This window comes from Mycobacterium pinniadriaticum, from assembly GCF_026242045.1.
In the GTDB taxonomy this organism is placed as follows: Bacteria; Actinomycetota; Actinomycetes; order Mycobacteriales; family Mycobacteriaceae; genus Mycobacterium; species Mycobacterium pinniadriaticum.
Window position 1 is genome coordinate 390,513 of record NZ_JAPJDO010000002.1, and the last position, 18,958, is coordinate 409,470.

Below are 18,958 nucleotides of genomic sequence, written 5' to 3' on the forward strand. Positions count from 1 at the left end.
GCATCGCTTCTCCCCGGAGTGCCATGTGTGTCAGTTTCGGCTCCTAGCATGAGGCCATGCCGACACCGGTGACCAAACCCATCGACCTGGTGCTGGCCGGCGGAGGGGTGAAGGGAATCGGGCTGGCCGGCGCCGTGGTCAAGCTGATGGAGGCCGGCTACCGCGCCTACCGGGTCGCCGGCTCCTCGGCCGGCTCGATCGTCGGCTCGATTGTCGCCGCGGCCGCCAAGAACGACCAGCTGACCCCGCAGGAGGTCCGGGATCTCACCCTCGGCATCGACTACCGCAAGTTTCTGGACCCCGGCCCGCTCGAACGTGTCCCGCTGTTGGGTCCATCCTGGGCGATTCTGCAGGGCACCGGTATCTACCAGGGCGACTATGCGCACCGGTTCATCGCCGACCAGCTGCTCGACCTCGGTGTCAGCACCTTCGGCGACCTGCGGCTCGACGACGACCAGCTGCCCGAGGAACAGCGGTACCGCCTGGTGGTGACCGCCGCCGACGTCACCACGGGCCAGTTGGTCCGGTTGCCGTGGGATTACCGCCGCCTCTACGGCCTGGACCCCGACGAACAGCCCGTCGCCGACGCGGTGCGCGCCTCGATGTCGATCCCGTTCTTCTTCCGGCCGGTCACCCTCACCAGCGCGACGGGACGCGAGTCGACCCTCGTCGACGGTGGGCTGCTGTCGAACTATCCGATCGACTCGCTGGACCGCCCCGACGGCAAGCAACCGCGGTGGCCCACCTTCGGGGTGACGCTGTTGCCCGACCTGCCCGAGAACGACGACAAGGTGATCCCGGCGCTGGCGCCGCTGCGCCTGTTCGGTGGTCCCAGCCTGCTCGAAGACGTCATCATCACCATCCTGGTCGGCCGCGACCAGGCCTACCTGAACCTGCCGTGGGTGAGCGCCAGAACCATCCGGGTGGACTCGACGAGCGTCGGCGTGCTGGATTTCGACATCACCCACCGCCAGATCGACGCCCTCTACGCCGCAGGCTACGACGCGGCCACCACGTTCCTGTCGACCTGGGACGAACGCGCATACGTCGAGCGGTTCCGCTGACCGTCCTAGGCTCATAAGGGTGGCGCCCGACGAGTCCGACCGACTGTCTGCTGACGATGCGCGCATCCTCGGCCTGGAATCCGCGTCGATCACCGGCCACACCCTGAAACTGGTGGTACTCGAGCCCGGCGCCGGAGCTCTCGACCTCGAGGCATTGCGCTCCGCCGTGGTCCGGCGACTGCCCAGCCAGCCGCGGGCCACCCACCGGGTCGACACCTCGGGGCCCGAACCGCGGTGGGTGCCGGCGGGCGACTTCGACATCCGAGAGCACGTCCGGCGACGGGTGGATGCCCGCTGCACCTCCACCACCGACCTGTGGCGCATCGTCAGCGCCCTGATGTCGGAGCACCTGGACCGCAGCAGGCCGTTGTGGACCTTTGATGTCATCGGACCGCTGGCCGATGGGCGGGAAGCCATTGCGGCGCGAATTCACCATGCGATGGCCGATGGTATCGCGGGAGTACGGTTTCTGAACTCGGTGCTCTTTGGTCCTCGTCAGGAGGCGGCAAGTGCATCGGAAAAGAGCCCAGGACAACATGATTCGACCGTGTTGACGCCGCTGGAGGAGGCCCGGCGGATGCCGGCGGCCCTGATGCGCGAGCTTGGTCATCCGGATGACTATTCGCCGTTCGACCGACCCGTCACCATCGCCAGGGAGCTCGCATTTGCCGTCGCCCCGCTGGCCGAGTTCAAGGCGATCGGCGGATCCCGGCCCGCCGCCGCCACCGTCAACGACGTTCTGCTCGCGGTGATCACCGGCGGGCTGCGCCGCTGGTTGGGGGCGGCCGGTGCGCGGAACCTGCGTGCGCAGATCCCGGTGAGTCTGCACCACCGTGATGAGGCGGCCGGTGATCTGGCCAACCGGGACTCATTCCTCAATATCGATCTGCCACTGGCCGATTCCGATCCTCTGCGGCGGCTGGACAAGATCAGTGCCGAGACGCGCGAACGTAAACGACTCGATGACGCCGACGAGATGTACGACCTGTTTCATGCCCTGGGATGCATCAAAAGGGTTGGCGCGGTGGCCCAACGGCTAGCCGGCAGTGCGCACGAATTCAGCCTGTCGATCTCGAACGTTCCCGGACCCCGTGATCCGGTTCAGGTCACCGGTCGGCGGGTGCAGAACCTGTTCTCGTCGTCCGAGCCGGCCGCTCACCATGCCCTGCGGATCTCGGCCATCTCGTGCGCCGGCGATATCGGGATCGGGCTGTGCACCGATCCGACCGCGTTGCCCGACATCGCCGCACTGGCCGGCTGTGTGGAGGCCGCCTACGACGAGCTGCGGGGCGCCGCGGGAATCTGACGGCAGGCCTCGACGAGCGCACCGAACCGATCGTCGTCGGCGTCGTCGGCGGGCACCGGGAGGTTGATCCCGCTGCACAGTCCCGCGTACCACTGCGCCAGTACCGCGGGAATCTCGTCATAGGTGCCCTGTGGAACCAGCCGATCCATCACTTCGTCGGTGAGAACGCTTGGCAGATCATCCCATTCGGAACGCTGCGCCATCGCGCTGAGCGCGGCCCCGACATCGGCCAGGTCAAAGTGCTCCAGCTGCCGCCGATAGGCCGGCGTGCTGTAGAGGAAGGCCAACTCCGAGCGGCGCTGGTCGCGCACTGCTTCGACGGCATCGCGGGTAGCAGCCGCCATGACATGGGGGTTGGCCACCACCGCCGGCTGGCCCGTGGCGCGGCCGGCGCGCGCCGCGCCCTCGGCGAGTGCCGGCAAGGTGCGGGCCGTCAGGACGACGGGGTGCGAGTTGGTCGGATGGCAGACGAAACCGTCCGCGAGCTCACCGGCCATGACGCACATCCGGGTATTGACCGCGCCGGTCCAGATCTGCGGAGGGAGATGATCGAGCGGGCCGGGGTTGAAATACGGCTGCAGACGCTCGAATCGGTAATGTGGCCCAACGTAATCCAGCTTCACTCCGGTCTGGAAGGACGTGAAGATGGCACGCAGCGCGCGGATGTAGTCGGCCAGGCGGGCGACCGGTTCAGACCACTGCGCCGAGAACCTTCCGACGATGTTGCCGCGTACCTGGGAGGCGATGCCAAGCTGGAACCTGCCGCCGGAGAACTTCGCGAGATCCCAGGCCGCGTACGCGGTGATCATCGGGCTACGCGGAAAGGCCAGTGCCATGCTGGTGCGCACCACCACCCGCTCGGTGTGCTGCAGGGCCATGGCGGCGACGGTGAAGGGATCGTGGATGGTTTCCGAGACGTGGATGACGTCGAAGCCGAGGCGCTCGGCGCGGGCGGCCCACACACCGATCTCACCGGGGCCCATCGTGGCGGGTGCCGAGGTGACCAGCTGCATCGCGGTGCTCATCGCGCCAGCCCGTTGGCGATCAGCGCGGTGGTCTGCTCGACCCATTGCTGGTCGAGTTTGCGCTCGTTGGCCAATGCCATCATGACCGTGCCACCGATCGTGTCCAGAAGGATGCGGGCATCGATTCCGGCGGCCGCGCGACCCGCGGCGGCGGCCTCGTCGAGGAACTGCTGCAGCCGAACGTAGGTGCTGCCCTGTAGCCGCCCGAGCAGGCGTGCCGACAGTCCCGGCTCGGCGGGTAGTTCGGCCATCAGCCCGGACATCGCCGTGTGGACGGCCGGACTGCTGAACAGATCGATGCTGGCCAGCAGCAGGCCGCGGATCCCCGACTCGACGTCACCGGTCAACGGCAGCTCGGCACCGGGGGGAGTCGGGAACACCGCTTCGTAGACGAGTTCCACTTTGGTGGGAAACCGCCGGTACACCGCGGGTGGGGTGGCGCCGGCGCGGGCGGCGACCAGCGGAATGGTCAGCCGCGCATAGCCGATCTCGTCGAGCAGCTCGACGGTGGCGCGCAGGATCGCGTCGTCGATGCGGCTGTCCCTGGGCCGTCCCAGCGGCCGCGGGTTCGTACGCGGCTTCTTCGTTGACTCCATTACGTTAAGATCGTAATGTAATCCGTCGTTCGGGGCTACCTGCCCTACTGCGCCGGGAGGTGGCCGACATCGCCATCGAAACACCGCCTCGGCCCGTTCCGATCCGGGCCATGAATCTCGCCTTTCGCGCCGCGCGGCGCATCGGCGGGCATCCGCTTCCGCTGCGGAAGTCGGCGCTGATGGACCGTGCCAGCCGCGGCGCGGGCGGACTGACCGACTTCGGCGATTCGCGCTTCGAGGCGGGGCTGGACCGGCTGATCGCCTCGCTGGAAGACGAGGACCGCCTCAACGGGTTCGGCCGGGTGCTGGCCGGCGCGCACCTGTCGAACCTCCTTCGTCAGCGGCTGCTGTTCACCGAGCACGTCCGCACCCATCCGGAGATCCGCGACGAGAAGATCGAGCGCCCGATCTTCATCATCGGGGCACCCCGTACCGGTACCACCGTCACCCACCACCTGCTCAGCCAGGACAACGGATTTCGGTATCCGCTGACCTGGGAATGCGACGAACTGCACCCACCGCTGGACCCGGCCACCATGGACCGCGACCCGCGGATCAAGCGCAGCGAGACGCAGATTCGGCGCGCCATGGCGCTTGCGCCCAACCTCGACGCCGCCCACCCGGTCGGCGCGTGGGAGGCGCAGGAATGCGCACTGTTGCACGCCTACGCCTTCCACAGCGACACCTTCCACGTGATGTTCAACTGCCAGGGCTACGCCCGCTGGCTCACCGAACAGGACCTGCGGTGGGTGTACGAGGAACAGAAACTGCTGCTGCAGTACATGCAGAGCGGCGGTCTGCGTCCGAGTACGAGCTGGCTGCTCAAGACGCCCCCACACATGGAGAACATCCACAACATCCTGGCCGTGTTCCCCGATGCCCGCTTCGTCACCACCTACCGCGAACCCACCGAGATCGTCGCCTCCGGGTGCAGCCTGGCCGGCACCGTCTTCCACATGGCCGAAGATCACCCCGATTGGCATGACCACGGTCGATTCATGCGCTGGCGGACCACCAGGATGCTCGAACGCAACGTCGAACTGCGCCGCCAGTATGCCGATCTCGCCGACCGGTTCGTCGACTTCCCGATGCGGCGCATGGTGACCGATCCACTGTCGTGTGTCTCGGAGATCTACGCCCGCTTCGGGATCGAACTGACCGAGCGCAACCGCGTCAAGATGCGCCGTTTCGTCGACGAACGGGGGCTGGCCACCCGCAAGCCGCATGTCTATCGCGCGGAGGACTACGGGCTCGACATCGACGACCTGTGGCCGCGACTGCAGTTCTATCGAGATTTCTACGGAATCGAGGACACCCGATCGTGACGACCGACGACCGTGATCAGCTCCGGAGGGCCTGGCGGGCCTTCAACAACCTCAACACCGAACTACTGGAACTCGCGCTGGCCGACGACGAGCTGGACGCCGGATCGGCGGGATCCCTACTGGCCCGCCTGATCGGCCACATCCAGTACATGGGACTGGTGTTGAGCAGCGACCCGGCCCGGCCCACGCTGATCAATGCCCAGTACTCGCCGTGGAATTGGGGCCACTCCAATCCGGACACCCTCTACCTTTCGGCGCGCATCGACGACAACCACGACTACCGGATATCCGGCACCCTGGGATCGGTGTCGCAAACCACGTTCGGCGTCTACACCGGCAAGGACGATCAGGGCACCGCGGTCAAGGTCCTCGCCGAGGATCTCGACGTCGACTCCGATGGCACCTTTGAACTGGTCTTCAGCCGAGAACAACAGGGCCGCAACTGGTTCGAACTACCCCGTGGGGCCGAATCGTTCTGCTGCTACCAGACCTACGGCGACTGGGACCGCGAACGAAAGGGCGTCATCCGCATCGAATGCCTCGGCGATGTCGCTGCCGCGCAGCCCCGGCCACTGGGTGCTGCGATCGCCGCATTCGACGCGCACCTGACCGAATCGCGGGAGCTGTTCACCATGTGGGTCAAGGACATCCCGTCCCGGGTGTTTGGCGCGCTTCCCAAGAATTTCGCCATCCCGCCCATGCAACCTCCGTCGGCGATGGCCGGCGCCTGGTTCGTGCCGATCGCCTGGGAGCTCGGCGACGACCAGGCGTTGGTGATCGACTACGAGATTCCCGACGGCAGCCCCTATGCCGGAATCTGTCTCACCGACCGGTGGAGCGCGATGATTGACATCGAGACCAGGCAGACCAGCCTCAATCTAGGCCAGTCCCAGATTGTCGACGGGCGGGTGCGGATGCTGCTGTCCACCAGCGACTTCGGTGTACCGAACTGGCTCGACGCCCGCGGCTACCGGAGCGGCGTGGTGACCTGGCGGGCCAGTGCGTCGAGCCAGCCGGCCACCCCCGTCGTCACCGTCATCGGCACCGGCGAGATCGATGAGTACTTCGACCCGTCCGAACGCATCACTCCCGCCGAGCGGGCCGAGGCACTGGCGAAACGGCACACGCATTTCGCCGAGCGCAACACACCCTGATCCGGACGTTGGGCTGTGGCGGCGTTCAGGACCACCGGCACCATCCTCAGTGAGCTTCGGCCCTGTGGGCACCTTCGCTGCACTGCCTAGAGTCGGAGGCCGAGCATTCCCGGCGGAGGCGACATGGACAGGGTGGGTGCGGTCATCACCGCATTGGACGATCCGCAGACCCGCGAACCGAGCCGGTCGGGCGGTAAGGGCGCCAACCTGGCTGCCATGACGTTGGCGGGCCTGCCAGTGCCTGACGGTTTCGTCGTCACCACCGACGCCTACCGAACATTCATCCACGATCACGGGCTGGAGTCGGTGATCGAACGCGAATTGCGTGGTCTTGCCGAGCAGCCAGACGCAATCGATGCGGTGTCGCAGCGGCTGCGCGGGGCGTTCGAAGCATGCGATGTACCCGCAGGCGTGCGAGGCCAGCTCGAGACCGCCTACCTCGACCTCAACGAACCGCCGGTGGCTGTGCGTTCCTCCGCCACCGCCGAGGACTTGCCGGAGGCAAGTTTCGCCGGCCAGCAGGACACCGTGCTCGACGTCACCGGGATCGAGGACCTCTGCTGCGCATTGCGCCGGTGCTGGTCGTCGTTGTGGACGGCGCGGGCGATCTCCTACCGGCAGCGCAACGAGATCGGGCACACGGGCGTCGCGGTGGCCGTCGTCGTCCAGCGGATGGTGCCGGCGGACACCGCGGGAGTGATGTTCACCGCCGACCCGGTGTCCGGGCGGCGCGACCGACTGATGATCGAGGCAGCAGGCGGACTCGGCGACGTGGTGGTCAGCGGACACGTCACTCCACAGCGGTGGGTTCTGGACCACAACGACGGGTCGGTCGTGTCCGAACCGGAAGGGACTCCGGTGCTCGTCGAGGACCAACTGCGGACGCTGGCCGGTCTCGGCCGCCGGGCCGCGGACCTGCTGGATGGTCCGCAAGACCTCGAGTGGGCCTTCGATTCGGGAAACTGCTGGCTGCTGCAGTCTCGCCCGATCACCTCGCTGTTCCCGCTGCCGCCGGCTTCTCCGGAACCCGGGCTGCGGGTCTACCTGCCGGCGATGCTCCTCGCGCAGGGCATCGCCGAGCCTTTCACCCCGGCTGGCAATGCATTCTTCGGTGCATTGACCGCTGGATGGATCCGATATCTGGTCACCGGGCGGGTGGTCGTCGGCGATACCCCGCCTGCGTGGCTTCCCACCGTGGCCGGGCGGCTGTTCATCGATGCCACACCCGTCCTGCAACGGCGGCGGTTGGCGGCCCGCCTGACCTCTCGGCTCACGCAGAAGGAGCCGACCGCCAGCGCTGTTGTCGACCAATGGCTTGCCGAGAACGGTGCACGGCTGCTCCGTCCATCCGGGGGGCTCCCGCTGAAGGGGATGACCCTGTCGGGATTGTCGAACCTGGCCCGGATGGCCGCCGTGTTGGCGGCCCCGGGCCGCGCCCGGCGCCGGGTCCTGGCCGCGGCCGACCTCGACTTGATGGGGTTGCAGCGGGAGGCCGCCGGGCTGAATTCACCAGCGGCACAGCTGGATTTCGTCGAGAACGTGCTGCCCGCCCGGACGTGTGAGTTGGTCGTCAAGCAGTTGCCGGTCGCTTACGGCGAGCAGTTCGCCAGAGTCCTGGCCGAGGGTCTGGTGCGGCGTTGGCTGGGCCCCGACGCCGATTTCGACCCGGTGCGGCGCTGGTTGCCGCACGACCCGACGGTGGCGATGGGGGCTGAACTGGCGCGTATCGCCCGCGAAACCGCCGGCTCGGGCTGCGGGCCTACCGACGTCCGGATCACCAGCTTCCTGAAGACCTATGGTCACCGTGCGCCCGATCGGGAGATCGACATGGGGCTGGCCCGGTTTGCGGACGACCCGTCGTTCGTCCTCGACCTGATCCGGCAGTATCAGCGTGCCGGCGGCGAGCTGACCAGCCGGCTCGAGACGGGTGCTGCCCAGTCCGCGCGTGCGGCCGACGACCTGGTGGCGCAGGTACGACGCCGCCGCGGAGCGTGGCGGGCACGGGTGTTGCGCAGCGTTCTCAACCGACATCGGGAACTCGGCGGTCTGCGGGAACGACCCAAGTTCGACATGGTGCGGGCGGTTGCGCTGGGACGCGGCGTGCTGGCGCGGGTCGGTGCGACGCTGGTGACCCAGGGATCGCTCACCGCGGCCGACGATGTGTACTTCCTCACCCCGGCGCAGCTGCGCGCGGCGGTGCACGGACCGCCGGTCGACCTGCGCGCCGTTGCTGCGTTGAATCGCAGGGACTTTCGCCGCGAGCTGCGCCGCCGTGCGGTGCCGCGCATCTTGGCCAGTGACGGCGAGGCGGTGTACGGACCGCGTCTGCGGCCAGGTTCGGATTCGAAGCGGCGCCTCGTCGGGACAGCGGTGGCACCGGGGTCGTACGAAGGTGTCGTACGCGTGCTCGATTCCCCCGTCGGCGCGACGCTGCAACCGGGTGAGGTATTGGTCGCCGCGAGTACCGATCCGGGCTGGACGCCGCTGTTTCTGGTGGCCGGCGCGCTGGTGATGGAAGTGGGTGGCACCATTTCGCACGGCGCGGTCGTGGCGCGTGAGTACGGTGTCCCCGCGGTCGCCGACGTCCCGGGCGCGACTGATCGGCTGCACACCGGCCAACGGGTGCGAGTCGACGGAAACGACGGATCCGTCACCGTCCTGGACACCGAGCCCGAGATGTGAGGGAGCGTTACCCGCCGTTCCCCCGATCGGAGGACAACCGAATCAGCCCGACTGTGGGCTGGTCACCCGACAGACGGCGGCTTACTCGTGCGAGATGGTTAGAGCACAGCACAACCAGCCGGTCCCCGACACCTCGATCCATCATCACCACCAGTGGAATCGCCATCGCGGCTGACGAGCCGGGCGACCACGGAAAGCGTTCGGGTGCGAGAAGTTCTCAGCACTTCTCGCACCCGAACGTTCCGTTATGCAGGGGTGAGCGTCACTTGTAGGCGACCGCCGCGCTGGAGGCGCCATCCAGCGGCAGGACGTCGAAGCTCCGGAAGCCGGCCGCGCTGCACCACTGCCGGAAGTCGGCGGCGGTGTAGTCGAAGGCATCGCCGAACTCGATCAACATGTTCAGCGACATCATCAGCCCGAAGGTGTTCTCCCGGCGGGCGTCGTCGATGAGGGATTCGACGACGATGAACGCACCTCCCGGCGGGAGGGCCTGATAGGCCTTCGCGATGAGTTCCTGTTTCCGCTCGAGATTCCAGTCGTGCAGGATCATGCCCATCGTCACGACGTCGGCCGGCGGCAACCGGTCGGCCAGAAAGTCGCCGGCGGCCGCGCGCACCCGGTCTCCGAGTCCGTCCTCGGCGATCCGGCGTGCGGCGATCTCGGTCACCGCGGGCAGATCCAGGCTGACGCACGCCAGGTGCGGATGTCGGGCGGCGACGATGCGGGTCAGCAGGGCGTCGGCACCGCCGACATCGCACACGCTGCGGTACCGATCGAACGGGAACCGCTGTGCCAGCAGCTCGAAATTGGTCCGAGACGACGAATCCATGGCCGCGACGAACGCCTCGAGGCGGTGCGGATCGGCATACAGCGTTTCGAAGAAGGGCCGCCCGGTGTGCTTGATCTCGCTTTGCGCCTGACCCGTCTGCAGCGCTTCGGTCAGGTCGCCCCAGAAGCGGTAGTTGCGCTGATCCCAGATCTTCAACAGTCCGCCCAGGTAGGAAGGGCTGTTCTCGTCGAGGAATTGGCCGGTCTCGGCGGTGTTGCGGTAGCGGGCTTCGGGGCCGTCGCCGTCGCGGTCGAGTAACTCCAGTGACACCAGGGCGTCGAGGAAGTCGCGCGCCGGCCGCTCCACGAGACCGAAGCGCTCACTGATGGCGGTGGCCGTCAACGGGCCCCGGGCAAGTTCGGTGAACAATCCGAGGCCGACCGCGGACAGCAGCACTTTCGCAGCGCTGTAGCCCGAGCCGATTTGCATGATGCGGTCGAAGTTCACCGCCACCGACCGTACCCCGAGTGATTTCGGCGCGCTTTCGTTCGCTTAACGGCGGTTTTCGCGCCGAAGTCGCTAGACCGCCAACCCGTCGGCCACCCGGGCCCCGCCGTCGGCGCTTGCGTCGTCCAGGACGAAGTCGGCAACCCGGGAGCGGTGCTGTTCGGCGCTGCCCAGCAGTGCGGCGTCGGTGGCGGCACGCTTGAAATACAAGTGCGCCTGGTGTTCCCAGGTGAAGCCGATACCGCCGTGCACCTGGATGGTGTCGGCGGCGATGCGGCTGAGCGCCGACGACGCGGTGGCCTGGGCGATGCTGACGGCCAGAGCCGGGTCATCGGAGCCGTCGGCCAGTGCCCACACCGCGTGGTAGGCAGTCGAGCGGGCGTGCTCGAGGTCGACCAGCATGTCGGCCAGCTTGTGCTTGATCGCCTGGAAGGAGCCGATCTGACGGCCGAACTGCAGCCGGGACTTGGCGTACTCGACGGCCAGGTCGAGCAGGTGCTGGGCGGCGCCGACCTGTTCGACGGCCAGCAACGCCGACCCCACCTGCAGCGCATGGGTGATCACCCGTTCGGCCTCCTCAGGGCCGGCCAGCAGCCGGGCGGGGGAGTCGGTGAAGGCGATCGTGGCCTGCGGGCGGGTCAGGTCCAGGGTCATCAACGGGGTGCGGTCGGTGTCCTTGGCGTCCACCGCGTACAACCCGATGCCGCCGGAACCGGTTGCCGCGACCAGGATTTCATCGGCGGCGGCACCGTCGACCACCCGCTCGACGGTGCCGGTGACCGTGTCGCCGCTCGCCGTGACGGTCACCGCGGCCGGATCGAATGCGCCGGCCTCGTCCGCGACGGCGAATGCCGCCGTGCGGGTGCCCTCCACCAGCGCTGCCAGCAGCTCGTCGCGGGCCGGGCCGGCCGGACACGCCACCAACGCGGGAACGGCCAGATAGACGGTGCCGAACAGCGGGCCGCAGGCCAGGGTGGCGCCGAACTGCTCGACCGCGATGGCCTGGTCGACCAGCGAACCGCCGACCCCGCCGTCGGCCTCCGGCACCGAAAGCCCGAGCACGCCGAGCTCAGCGCCCAGCCGGTTCCACACCTTGGTGTCGAACGGCACGTCGGCTTCCATCAGCATGCGCACGGTCGCCTCGTCGAAGTTGTCCGCGCAGAATTTGCGCACGGCGGCACGCAGATCCTGCTGCTCGTCGGTGAACGTGAACTCAGCGTTCTCAGCCACGGGGGATCTCCTTCCACGGCATTCCGGCATCGGCGCGCAGGTCCCCGGGCAGGCCCAGGACCCGCTCGCCGAGGATGTTGCGCATCACCTCGGTGGTGCCACCTTCGATGGTGTTGGCGCGGCTGCGCAGGTAGCGCTGCTGGATCGGCCCACGCCAGTCGCCGGCGTCGCCGGAGCCGTCGGCCAATGCATAGCTGTCGTACAAAATCCCTTCTGGTCCAAGCAGATCCATGCACCATTCGTAGATGTGCTGGTTGAGAAGGGCGCCGACCAGCTTGCCGACCGAAGCCTCCGGGCCGGGGCCTCCTGAGGTGGCCGATGCGCGGGAGCGCTCCGAGGTCAGTCGCTGGGCTTCCGATCGTAACCACAACTGCGACAAGCGATCCCGCAGGACGGGGGTATGCAGGTCTGGGCGTGACGCCCACAGGGTCGTGGCGTCCTTGATGGTGCCGCTGCCCCGGCGGCTGCCGCTGGCGCCCAGTGCGCTGCGCTCGTTCATCAGGGTGGTCATCGCGACGTTCCAGCCGTTGCCGACGGCGCCGAGACGGTGGCTGTCGGGGATGCGGGCGTCGGTCAGGTAGACCTCGTTGAACTCGGCCTGCCCGGTCATCTGGCGCAGCGGACGGGTTTCCACGCCGGGGGCGTGCATGTCGAGCACGAAGTAGGTCAGGCCCTTGTGCTTGGCAATGTCGGGGTTGGTGCGCGCCAGCAGCAGGCCCCAGCGGGCCCGGTGCGCCAGACTGGTCCACACCTTCTGGCCGTTGATCACCCACTCGTCACCGTCCTGCACCGCCGAGGTGGCCAGCCCGGCCAAATCGGAGCCGGCGCCGGGCTCGGAGAACAACTGGCACCAGATGTCCTCGGTGGTGGCCAGGGGTCGCAGCAGTGCCTTCTTGAGGTCCTCGGTCTGGGCGTGCTCACGAACCGTGGGTGCGGCCATGCCGTAGCCCATCGGGTTGAGGCCCAGCGGTACCGGGCCACCGGCCCCCTGCAGAATCCGGTCGGCGACGGCCTGCATACCGCGGGACAGACCCAGGCCGCCGAGGCCTTCGGGGAAGTGCACCCAGGACAGGCCGGCGTCGTAGCAGGCGCCCAGGAATTCCGGCATCGGGACGTTCTTCGGGTCGTGGTCGGCCACGACCCGCCGAGCCAGGTCCGCGACCCGGTCGGCATCAGCGACGGTGCTCATGCGCGATCCGCCTTCGCTACTCGCTCTGTGCTCATTCCGACACGATAAGGAACCCGGTGGTGTCAGTTGTTGGCAGGTGTCAAGTTTTGTCCCGTCGCTCGATATCGAGCCTGCGGTCAGCGCGGGCGGTGGGCTCGGGATCGCGCTCTGAGCGCAGAGTCGACGCCGTGGTTGCAGAGTCGATGCGCGTTATTGTGGGCGGAGTGCGGCAACTAGAACGTGTTACAGTTCGCCCGCTGGAGGAGGCGCCATGACGGTAAAGCCGAACCGGACAGGCTCCCTATATCTGGTCACCGTGGCCTACGCGGTGGCGATCGCTGCCGGTGCCGCCTGGCTGCTGTGGGGCCCATCGGCGACCGGGCGGCTGTGGCTAGACGCATTCATCGCCGACGTCATAGCGACCCTGGTGGTGTTCGTCTTCTCCCGCGCCTATCGCAACTCCAGTTTCTACGACGCCTACTGGAGCGTGATCCCGCCGCTGTTGCTGGTCTACTGGTGGGCCGCCGGGCCGCTGGGATGGGATTCCGTGCGCTGCTGGTTGGTGACAATCGTGGTCGCGTACTGGGCGGTGCGCCTGACCGGGAACTGGGTGTACAGCTTCCCGGGACTGCACCACGAGGACTGGCGTTACCCGATGTTGCGCGCGAGTGCCGGCCGCTGGGAATTCGTCGCCGACCTGTTCGCCATCCACCTGATCCCCACCGTGCAGGTGTTCCTCGGGATGCTGCCGGTCTACATCGCGGTCACCACACCCGGCCCGGGCCTGGTGTGGCTGGGCTGGGTCGCGTTCGTCGTCGGCATCGCGGCGGTGACCCTGGAGCTGGTCGCCGACACCCAGATGCACCGCTTCGTGCGCGACAAGCAACCCGGCGCCGTGATGGACCGCGGGCTGTGGTCCTGGTCGCGGCACCCGAACTACTTCGGCGAGATCAGCTTCTGGTTCGCGCTGGCACTGTTCGGGGTGGCCGCCGCCCCGGCATCGGCCTGGTGGCTGTTCGTGGGGGTGGCCGCGATGGTGGCGATGTTCCTGGGCGCCAGCATCCCGATGATGGAGAAGCGCAGCCTGGCGCGCCGCCCGCAGTATCAGGACGTCATCGACCGGGTGCCGATGCTCATTCCCCGACCACCCCGAAAGGCCGTCGCATGAACAAGCCGAAAGTGGTGATCGCCGGGTTCGGTGACAGCGGGCTGCTCACCGCGATCCGGCTGGGCCGCCACTTCGACATCGTCGGCATCTCGGCGAAACCGGCACTGCTGAGCGGTCAGGAACTCGGCCTACGGCTGGCCCGCCCGAAGGACTGGGCCCGCGACAACTGGGTGTCGTTCGACAAGTACCGGGCACTCGACCGGGTGCGCACCGTGCAGGCCACCCTCACCGGCCTGGATCTGGAACACCACACGGTGCACGCCACCACCCCGGACGGGACGCCGGTCGACGAGACCTATGACTTCCTGGTCATCTCCACCGGGGTGCGCAACGGGTTCTGGCGTCAACCCACGGTGCAGACGCCTGCGGAGATCGCCGCCGATCTGACCGCCACCCACGATCGGCTGGGCGCTGCGCGATCGGTGATCATCGTCGGCGGTGGTGCCGCGGCGGTCAGCGCCGCCGCCAACATCGCCACCGCCTGGCCCGGCAAGAAAGTCGACTTGTACTTCCCGGCCGAGCGGGCCTTGACCGAGCATCATCCACGAGCATGGGAACGCTTGCGGGACAGTCTGATCGGGCTCGGCGTCGGTGTGCACCCGGGGCATCGCGCGGTTCTTCCCGAGGGGTTCGACGGCGACGAGATCACCGACGCCCCGGTGCAGTGGAGTACCGGGCAACCACCCGCACACGCCGATGCGGTGCTGTGGGCGATCGGGCGGGTCAAGCCCAACACCGACTGGCTGCCGCCCGAACTGCTCGACGAGCAGGGCTTCGTGAAGGTGACTCCGGAACTGCAACTGTGCGGCCATCACCGGGTGTTCGCGATCGGCGATGTGGCCGCCACCGATCCGCTCCGGGCCTCGGCCCGGGCCAGGGCCGATGGCCTACTCGCCCACAACATCAAAGCCACCCTGGCCGGCCGTCCGCTGAAAAGATATCGGGCGCCGCGGCGGCGCTGGGGGTCGATCGTCGGGATCCAATCCGACGGGCTGGAAGTGTTCGCTCCCAACGGCACCGCCTACCGGTTTCCGGCGTGGTCGATCGACCGGGTGCTGATGCCGTGGATCGTGCGCTGGGGCATCTACAAAGGTGTGCGGAAGAACCAGCCGCTGAGCTGAATGAGCTGAAGCGGGCGTTCCCGGAGTTGTCCACACTGGCGAGGCTTGCAGCATGATAGTGGACAACTGCAGCTATCGACGAGAGCAAGGCTGTCACTCGGCGTGACATATTCGGCGGCTATCGGCTATCGGCTATCGGCTATCGGCTATCGGCCGCGGCCGGCGAGGTCGACCATCCGTTAGGTCACCTGAAGTGGCGCCGTGACGACGCCGCCGTCGGGCGAAGCCAGCCCATCCCACGGGACTTGGACCGCGCGAGGGATTGGACCACCATCACGTCGCGCTCGCTCTAGCCGTCGCTAATGGGGAAGGCGGGGAGTCCATCCTCCAATGCGAGCGGGATTTCGCGGGCTGTGCGGTGACCGTCAGGCAAACACGTACGGCAATAGTGGTAGCCACTGCGTTCGATCTTGACGCCTAGGATCGGGTCTCGCTTGGTGTCCAGGTGCGCTGTGCTGGCCTTCCAGCAACGGCGCTTGCCAGCGACGGCCGGCCAGGCCTTCCTGAGCGGGCGATAAAACGGACTCGCCCGACGCAAAGGGCCAGCGCTTACCTGCGTCGAGCGAGGCCGACTGATCCAGGGACGCGGCTCGGGTGAAAGCCTTCTTGGACCCGAGTCCAGGTCCCAGGTCATACCCTCTTCAGGCCCGTTCAGGCCCGAGAAAAATGGCTCAGCACCCACCCACCCCGGCCCTACCAAGCCCTCATCTTGAACAGCCTTCCAGCCTCCCCCTCGTCGTGAAGCGTCAGGACGATCTCACCCTCCTCAAACGCCGGCCCGCCCGTCTCCGGCGGCGGCGTATCAGAATCGATTAGAGTGATGATCTGTTGGATGCCCGCGTCGGCGTACTCGCGGATCACATCGAGTAAGCGTTCTTTTTTTCGGGGGTCCAAACCCTCAAAAACGCCATCATGATATACGAATTGTGGATAACCCATCGGGTTATGGGCCCTCGCGACCGCCAAGTCAAAAGCTACGCACAACAATTTTCGGTAGGAGGTACCTTCGTCAGCACTCGTTGGGTTTCCCTTTTCGTCTAAAATATCTGCACCGAATTCAAGGTGATAGTTGTGGTTCAGAGACACGGAAATCAGCGCATCTCTATCGATGACCGTCCTGACAATATCGTCGAAGTTGGTTCTAACCGCGGCAAACAGTCCGTCGCTGTCGGGAGCTCCCTCGAGTTCGACGTTCTCTTCTATCCCTATCCGCAGCGCATCGATCTCCGCTTCAGTCGCTCGTATTTCAGCTCGAAGCGTCTGCAGTTGCTGAATCGCCGCGCGTTGCGCATCTAGAGCCAGCGCGTCGGCGCGGATTTCAACCAACTTGTCTGATAGCTCCTTGTATTTTTCAAAGCTATCTGTACTTGTGAGGAAGGCGAGCGATTCAGACCTTCGTCGACCTAGCGCGTTAATCTCCGAGTTAATCTGCGTCAACTCCGCTTGGGTTTCGGCACGGTCTTCTAATAGGTACTGGCGACGTTCTTCTGTTATGGAAATGTTGAACTTGATCAGCTGCTCGAAACTAACCTTCAACTGATCGCCAAACAGTACACCAGCTTCTTCAAATAGCTCAGCAGCTGCGTCAGGGTCGAACAAAATCTGACCTTCATCTATTGCAGCACTAATGCGTTTTAGACTATTCCGCAAAGTGTACCGTCTCGCATTCAGCGTCGCGAGCTGCTCGTCGAACTGATCTACAAGTTGCTTGACACGTTCCTTGTCCTCAACGCGGAAGTCGAATGAGTCCAACATCTCCTGCGTGCGCGCAATTTCTTTCCGCTTCAGCGACAACATGCCATCGATCTTTCCGACATCGGAAACCGATCCGCCGGCTTGAGCTTCGATAGTGGCAACAGTGTCTTTTAAACCGTCTAACGCTTCTTCTTTTCTGTAACACTCCGTGATGCGAGCGGAATCAAAGCCAAGTATATGCGCAATGAAGGGCTTCCAATCGGAGTGTTGAGAGGCGTATCGATGAAGCTGGAAGACATCGGCATAGTCCGCCTGGGTACGCAGCAAATATCCCAAGCCTTTGCGAAAATTCCATGGCTTCAAATCCACGAGGTCTAGATATCCGTCCAAAAGCGATTGAGCTCTCTCAAAAGGAACATTGAAATGATCCCAATCTTCTTCACGGAGATCGAGCATGTCCTGACGCGGGTCCAAATGTCGTTTGAACGATATGCGACTGGCCTCGGCGACGCTGCGCCGAACTGTGAGATATCCCCCTCTTGACAATCGAATCTCTAGAAAAAAGACAAAGTCAGCGAACTGGTCATACTTGAAAAGGAACATATCTTTGTCGCGTCGCGAGAGCAATGTGAAGTCAATAATTGCGCCGAGAGTGGTTTTGCCGAGATTATGCGTATCGCGCTTTTTGTTCTCTGGTGTTCTTATTTCTGCGATCACAACATTCAGGCCTTCACCGAAAGTGATGGGCGAGAAGGCAGTCGGTCTATTTGCATACAGTCTCGATAGCTTCATCTTGGGCCTACATATTCAAAAGAGTCGACCTTCCTGCGATACTCAACAAGGCCAAGAGCGTAGAGAAGGTTTATCGCCGGCACGAAAAGCACTTCGCCGCCTTTAACCTTTCGTTTAGCGATTTTTACCAGGTCAGCGTACGGAGCGATGCGTTGGCGACGAAGCTGACGAAGGAGTATGGACGAGACACTCAGAACGGTTTGGTCGGGATGGTCATGCTTGGACGGGATCAACATCGACACCCCCCCCAATGTCACAATTCCAATACATATAAAATATTATCGCGCGAGTCAACCGTTGGTTTGAGCGCAAAATCGCGTCCCGGCCGATCAAAAGCTTCATCAGATACTGCAGCACAGCGTCGAAAGTGTGGTAGTCGCTTCGCTTCGCCACAATTTCAAGTTCAAATTCCTCGCAAGCCGACTCATACAGTGCCGTAATACTACGATTCTGCGGGTCTGCAAGGAACTCCTGAATTACTGCAGTATCCGGCAAATACCGTCTTCGCAAGGTCTTGCCGTAGTCCGGTGTCATATTATTGCGCTCATTTTTGTCGGCGTACGACGTGCGTTCCTCCGGAACCTGGCGAACGGCCTCCGCCACAGCAGACGAATGTGTTGCCAGGGCTTCCACTACTTCGGAGATCGCGTCCGGGGATACCAGGAGTGGAAAGTCAAAGGGATCCAAATTAGCTATTGCGGGAATTTCAGGGAAAAGTTTCATATATAGCTCGAGCTGTTCCACACCAACCAAGAAAATTGATTCGGTTGGAATTCCGCATTCATTGGAAATATGGTTCCTAATGCGAGCTTCGGCGTTTGCGGTCAACTTTCGATTCGAGAACAGTATATAATGGTTCAATTCCCCAGACACGCGTAATTTCTTGATGCGAGGGATCTCCTCAGCAAGAGTGTTCGACTCGCTACCAGGGTTGAAAAAGTCAGTCTCCGAAAAAGACTTATTGAATCCATTCGTGTGCTTAGCCTGCACGACTACCCTTCCCTTCCACGGGGCAGTCGTACTGGGATGCATTTGCGCGGTTCCTTCAAACCTCGCGTCACGGCCACCATCCCGCCCGGTTGCGAAGTTCTGCGTTCCCACGCCTAGGAGTCGATGGCATACCAAGACCACCAGCGTCTCAAATTGTTCAGGGGACAGATCCTCGTACACATACCTCACGCAGTCCCTCCTGTGCGCGCCCTTGACTCCCACATTTCTTCGGCGCCAGGGCACCGCTGAGGTAACCAGGCTCTTCACGATTGACGGTGTAGTTGTGGTCTGAATCCGCCGGTTTCCAGTAGCGATCGGGCGATGTAGTTGGTGAGGTTGCGGAAGCCCAGGGCCGATCCGCGGAGG

At 65.0% G+C, this 18,958-nt stretch carries 15 protein-coding genes; 7 read left to right on the forward strand and 8 right to left on the reverse strand.

Features of this window, described 5'->3' with window-relative positions:
• Positions 1-56 precede the first annotated feature (56 nt).
• Together ORI27_RS04070 and ORI27_RS04075 are read left to right on the forward strand one after the other, a co-directional pair.
• Positions 57-1,064: a patatin-like phospholipase family protein gene (locus ORI27_RS04070; RefSeq protein WP_265995220.1), complete on the forward strand. Its 1,008-nt coding sequence runs from the start codon at positions 57-59 to the stop codon at positions 1,062-1,064.
• A gap of 19 nt (positions 1,065-1,083) precedes the next feature.
• Complete coding sequence (locus ORI27_RS04075; RefSeq protein ID WP_265995221.1) at positions 1,084-2,370, forward strand: wax ester/triacylglycerol synthase domain-containing protein; 1,287 nt, start codon at positions 1,084-1,086, stop codon at positions 2,368-2,370.
• Here ORI27_RS04075 and ORI27_RS04080 read toward each other — a convergent pair.
• Together ORI27_RS04080 and ORI27_RS04085 are read right to left on the reverse strand one after the other, a co-directional pair.
• On the reverse strand, positions 2,337-3,383 hold the full coding sequence (locus tag ORI27_RS04080) for a TIGR03617 family F420-dependent LLM class oxidoreductase (protein WP_265995262.1): 1,047 nt from the start codon (positions 3,381-3,383) through the stop codon (positions 2,337-2,339). The genes ORI27_RS04075 and ORI27_RS04080 overlap by 34 nt on opposite strands.
• Before the next feature lie 8 nt (positions 3,384-3,391).
• Positions 3,392-3,991, reverse strand: coding sequence for a TetR/AcrR family transcriptional regulator (locus ORI27_RS04085; RefSeq protein ID WP_265995222.1), 600 nt, complete (start codon positions 3,989-3,991; stop codon positions 3,392-3,394).
• 110 nt (positions 3,992-4,101) lie between these two features.
• Here ORI27_RS04085 and ORI27_RS04090 point away from each other — a divergent pair, with 110 nt between their 5' ends.
• From ORI27_RS04090 to ORI27_RS04100, 3 genes are all read left to right on the forward strand, one after another.
• The gene (locus ORI27_RS04090) at positions 4,102-5,316 is read left to right on the forward strand and encodes a sulfotransferase family protein (protein WP_265995223.1); all 1,215 of its coding nucleotides are present in this window, start codon (positions 4,102-4,104) and stop codon (positions 5,314-5,316) included.
• Entirely contained in the window at positions 5,313-6,470 is a 1,158-nt protein-coding gene (locus tag ORI27_RS04095) for a hypothetical protein (RefSeq protein ID WP_265995224.1), read from the forward strand. Before ORI27_RS04090 ends, ORI27_RS04095 begins: the two co-directional genes overlap by 4 nt.
• Positions 6,471-6,593: 123 nt before the next feature.
• On the forward strand, positions 6,594-9,152 hold the full coding sequence (locus ORI27_RS04100; RefSeq protein WP_265995225.1) for a PEP/pyruvate-binding domain-containing protein: 2,559 nt from the start codon (positions 6,594-6,596) through the stop codon (positions 9,150-9,152).
• A gap of 262 nt (positions 9,153-9,414) precedes the next feature.
• On the opposite strand, the gene ORI27_RS04105 is transcribed toward ORI27_RS04100, so the two are convergent.
• The 3 genes from ORI27_RS04105 to ORI27_RS04115 form a co-directional block, all read right to left on the reverse strand.
• Positions 9,415-10,410 carry a methyltransferase gene (locus ORI27_RS04105; protein WP_407666211.1) on the reverse strand — a complete coding sequence of 332 codons (996 nt, stop codon included), beginning with the start codon at positions 10,408-10,410 and terminating at the stop codon, positions 9,415-9,417.
• 90 nt (positions 10,411-10,500) lie between these two features.
• Positions 10,501-11,658, reverse strand: coding sequence for an acyl-CoA dehydrogenase family protein (locus ORI27_RS04110; protein WP_265995227.1), 1,158 nt, complete (start codon positions 11,656-11,658; stop codon positions 10,501-10,503).
• Complete coding sequence (locus ORI27_RS04115; RefSeq protein ID WP_265995228.1) at positions 11,651-12,847, reverse strand: acyl-CoA dehydrogenase family protein; 1,197 nt, start codon at positions 12,845-12,847, stop codon at positions 11,651-11,653. Before ORI27_RS04115 ends, ORI27_RS04110 begins: the two co-directional genes overlap by 8 nt.
• A 250-nt stretch (positions 12,848-13,097) precedes the next feature.
• Here ORI27_RS04115 and ORI27_RS04120 point away from each other — a divergent pair, with 250 nt between their 5' ends.
• Together ORI27_RS04120 and ORI27_RS04125 are read left to right on the forward strand one after the other, a co-directional pair.
• A complete protein-coding gene (locus ORI27_RS04120; protein WP_265995229.1) occupies positions 13,098-13,994 on the forward strand; it encodes a DUF1295 domain-containing protein in 897 nt (298 codons plus the stop codon).
• Complete coding sequence (locus tag ORI27_RS04125; RefSeq protein ID WP_265995230.1) at positions 13,991-15,115, forward strand: FAD-dependent oxidoreductase; 1,125 nt, start codon at positions 13,991-13,993, stop codon at positions 15,113-15,115. The genes ORI27_RS04120 and ORI27_RS04125 overlap by 4 nt, the downstream gene beginning before the upstream one ends.
• Before the next feature lie 693 nt (positions 15,116-15,808).
• Here the strand turns inward: ORI27_RS04125 and ORI27_RS04130 are convergent.
• The 3 genes from ORI27_RS04130 to ORI27_RS04135 are packed head-to-tail and all read right to left on the reverse strand — an operon-like array spanning position 15,809 to position 18,703.
• A complete protein-coding gene (locus ORI27_RS04130; RefSeq protein ID WP_265995231.1) occupies positions 15,809-17,602 on the reverse strand; it encodes a DUF2326 domain-containing protein in 1,794 nt (597 codons plus the stop codon).
• Positions 17,599-17,838, reverse strand: coding sequence for an ABC-three component system middle component 8 (locus ORI27_RS33090; RefSeq protein ID WP_407666212.1), 240 nt, complete (start codon positions 17,836-17,838; stop codon positions 17,599-17,601). The genes ORI27_RS04130 and ORI27_RS33090 overlap by 4 nt, the downstream gene beginning before the upstream one ends.
• On the reverse strand, positions 17,816-18,703 hold the full coding sequence (locus ORI27_RS04135; RefSeq protein ID WP_265995232.1) for an ABC-three component system protein: 888 nt from the start codon (positions 18,701-18,703) through the stop codon (positions 17,816-17,818). Before ORI27_RS04135 ends, ORI27_RS33090 begins: the two co-directional genes overlap by 23 nt.
• Positions 18,704-18,958: the final 255 nt, after the last annotated feature.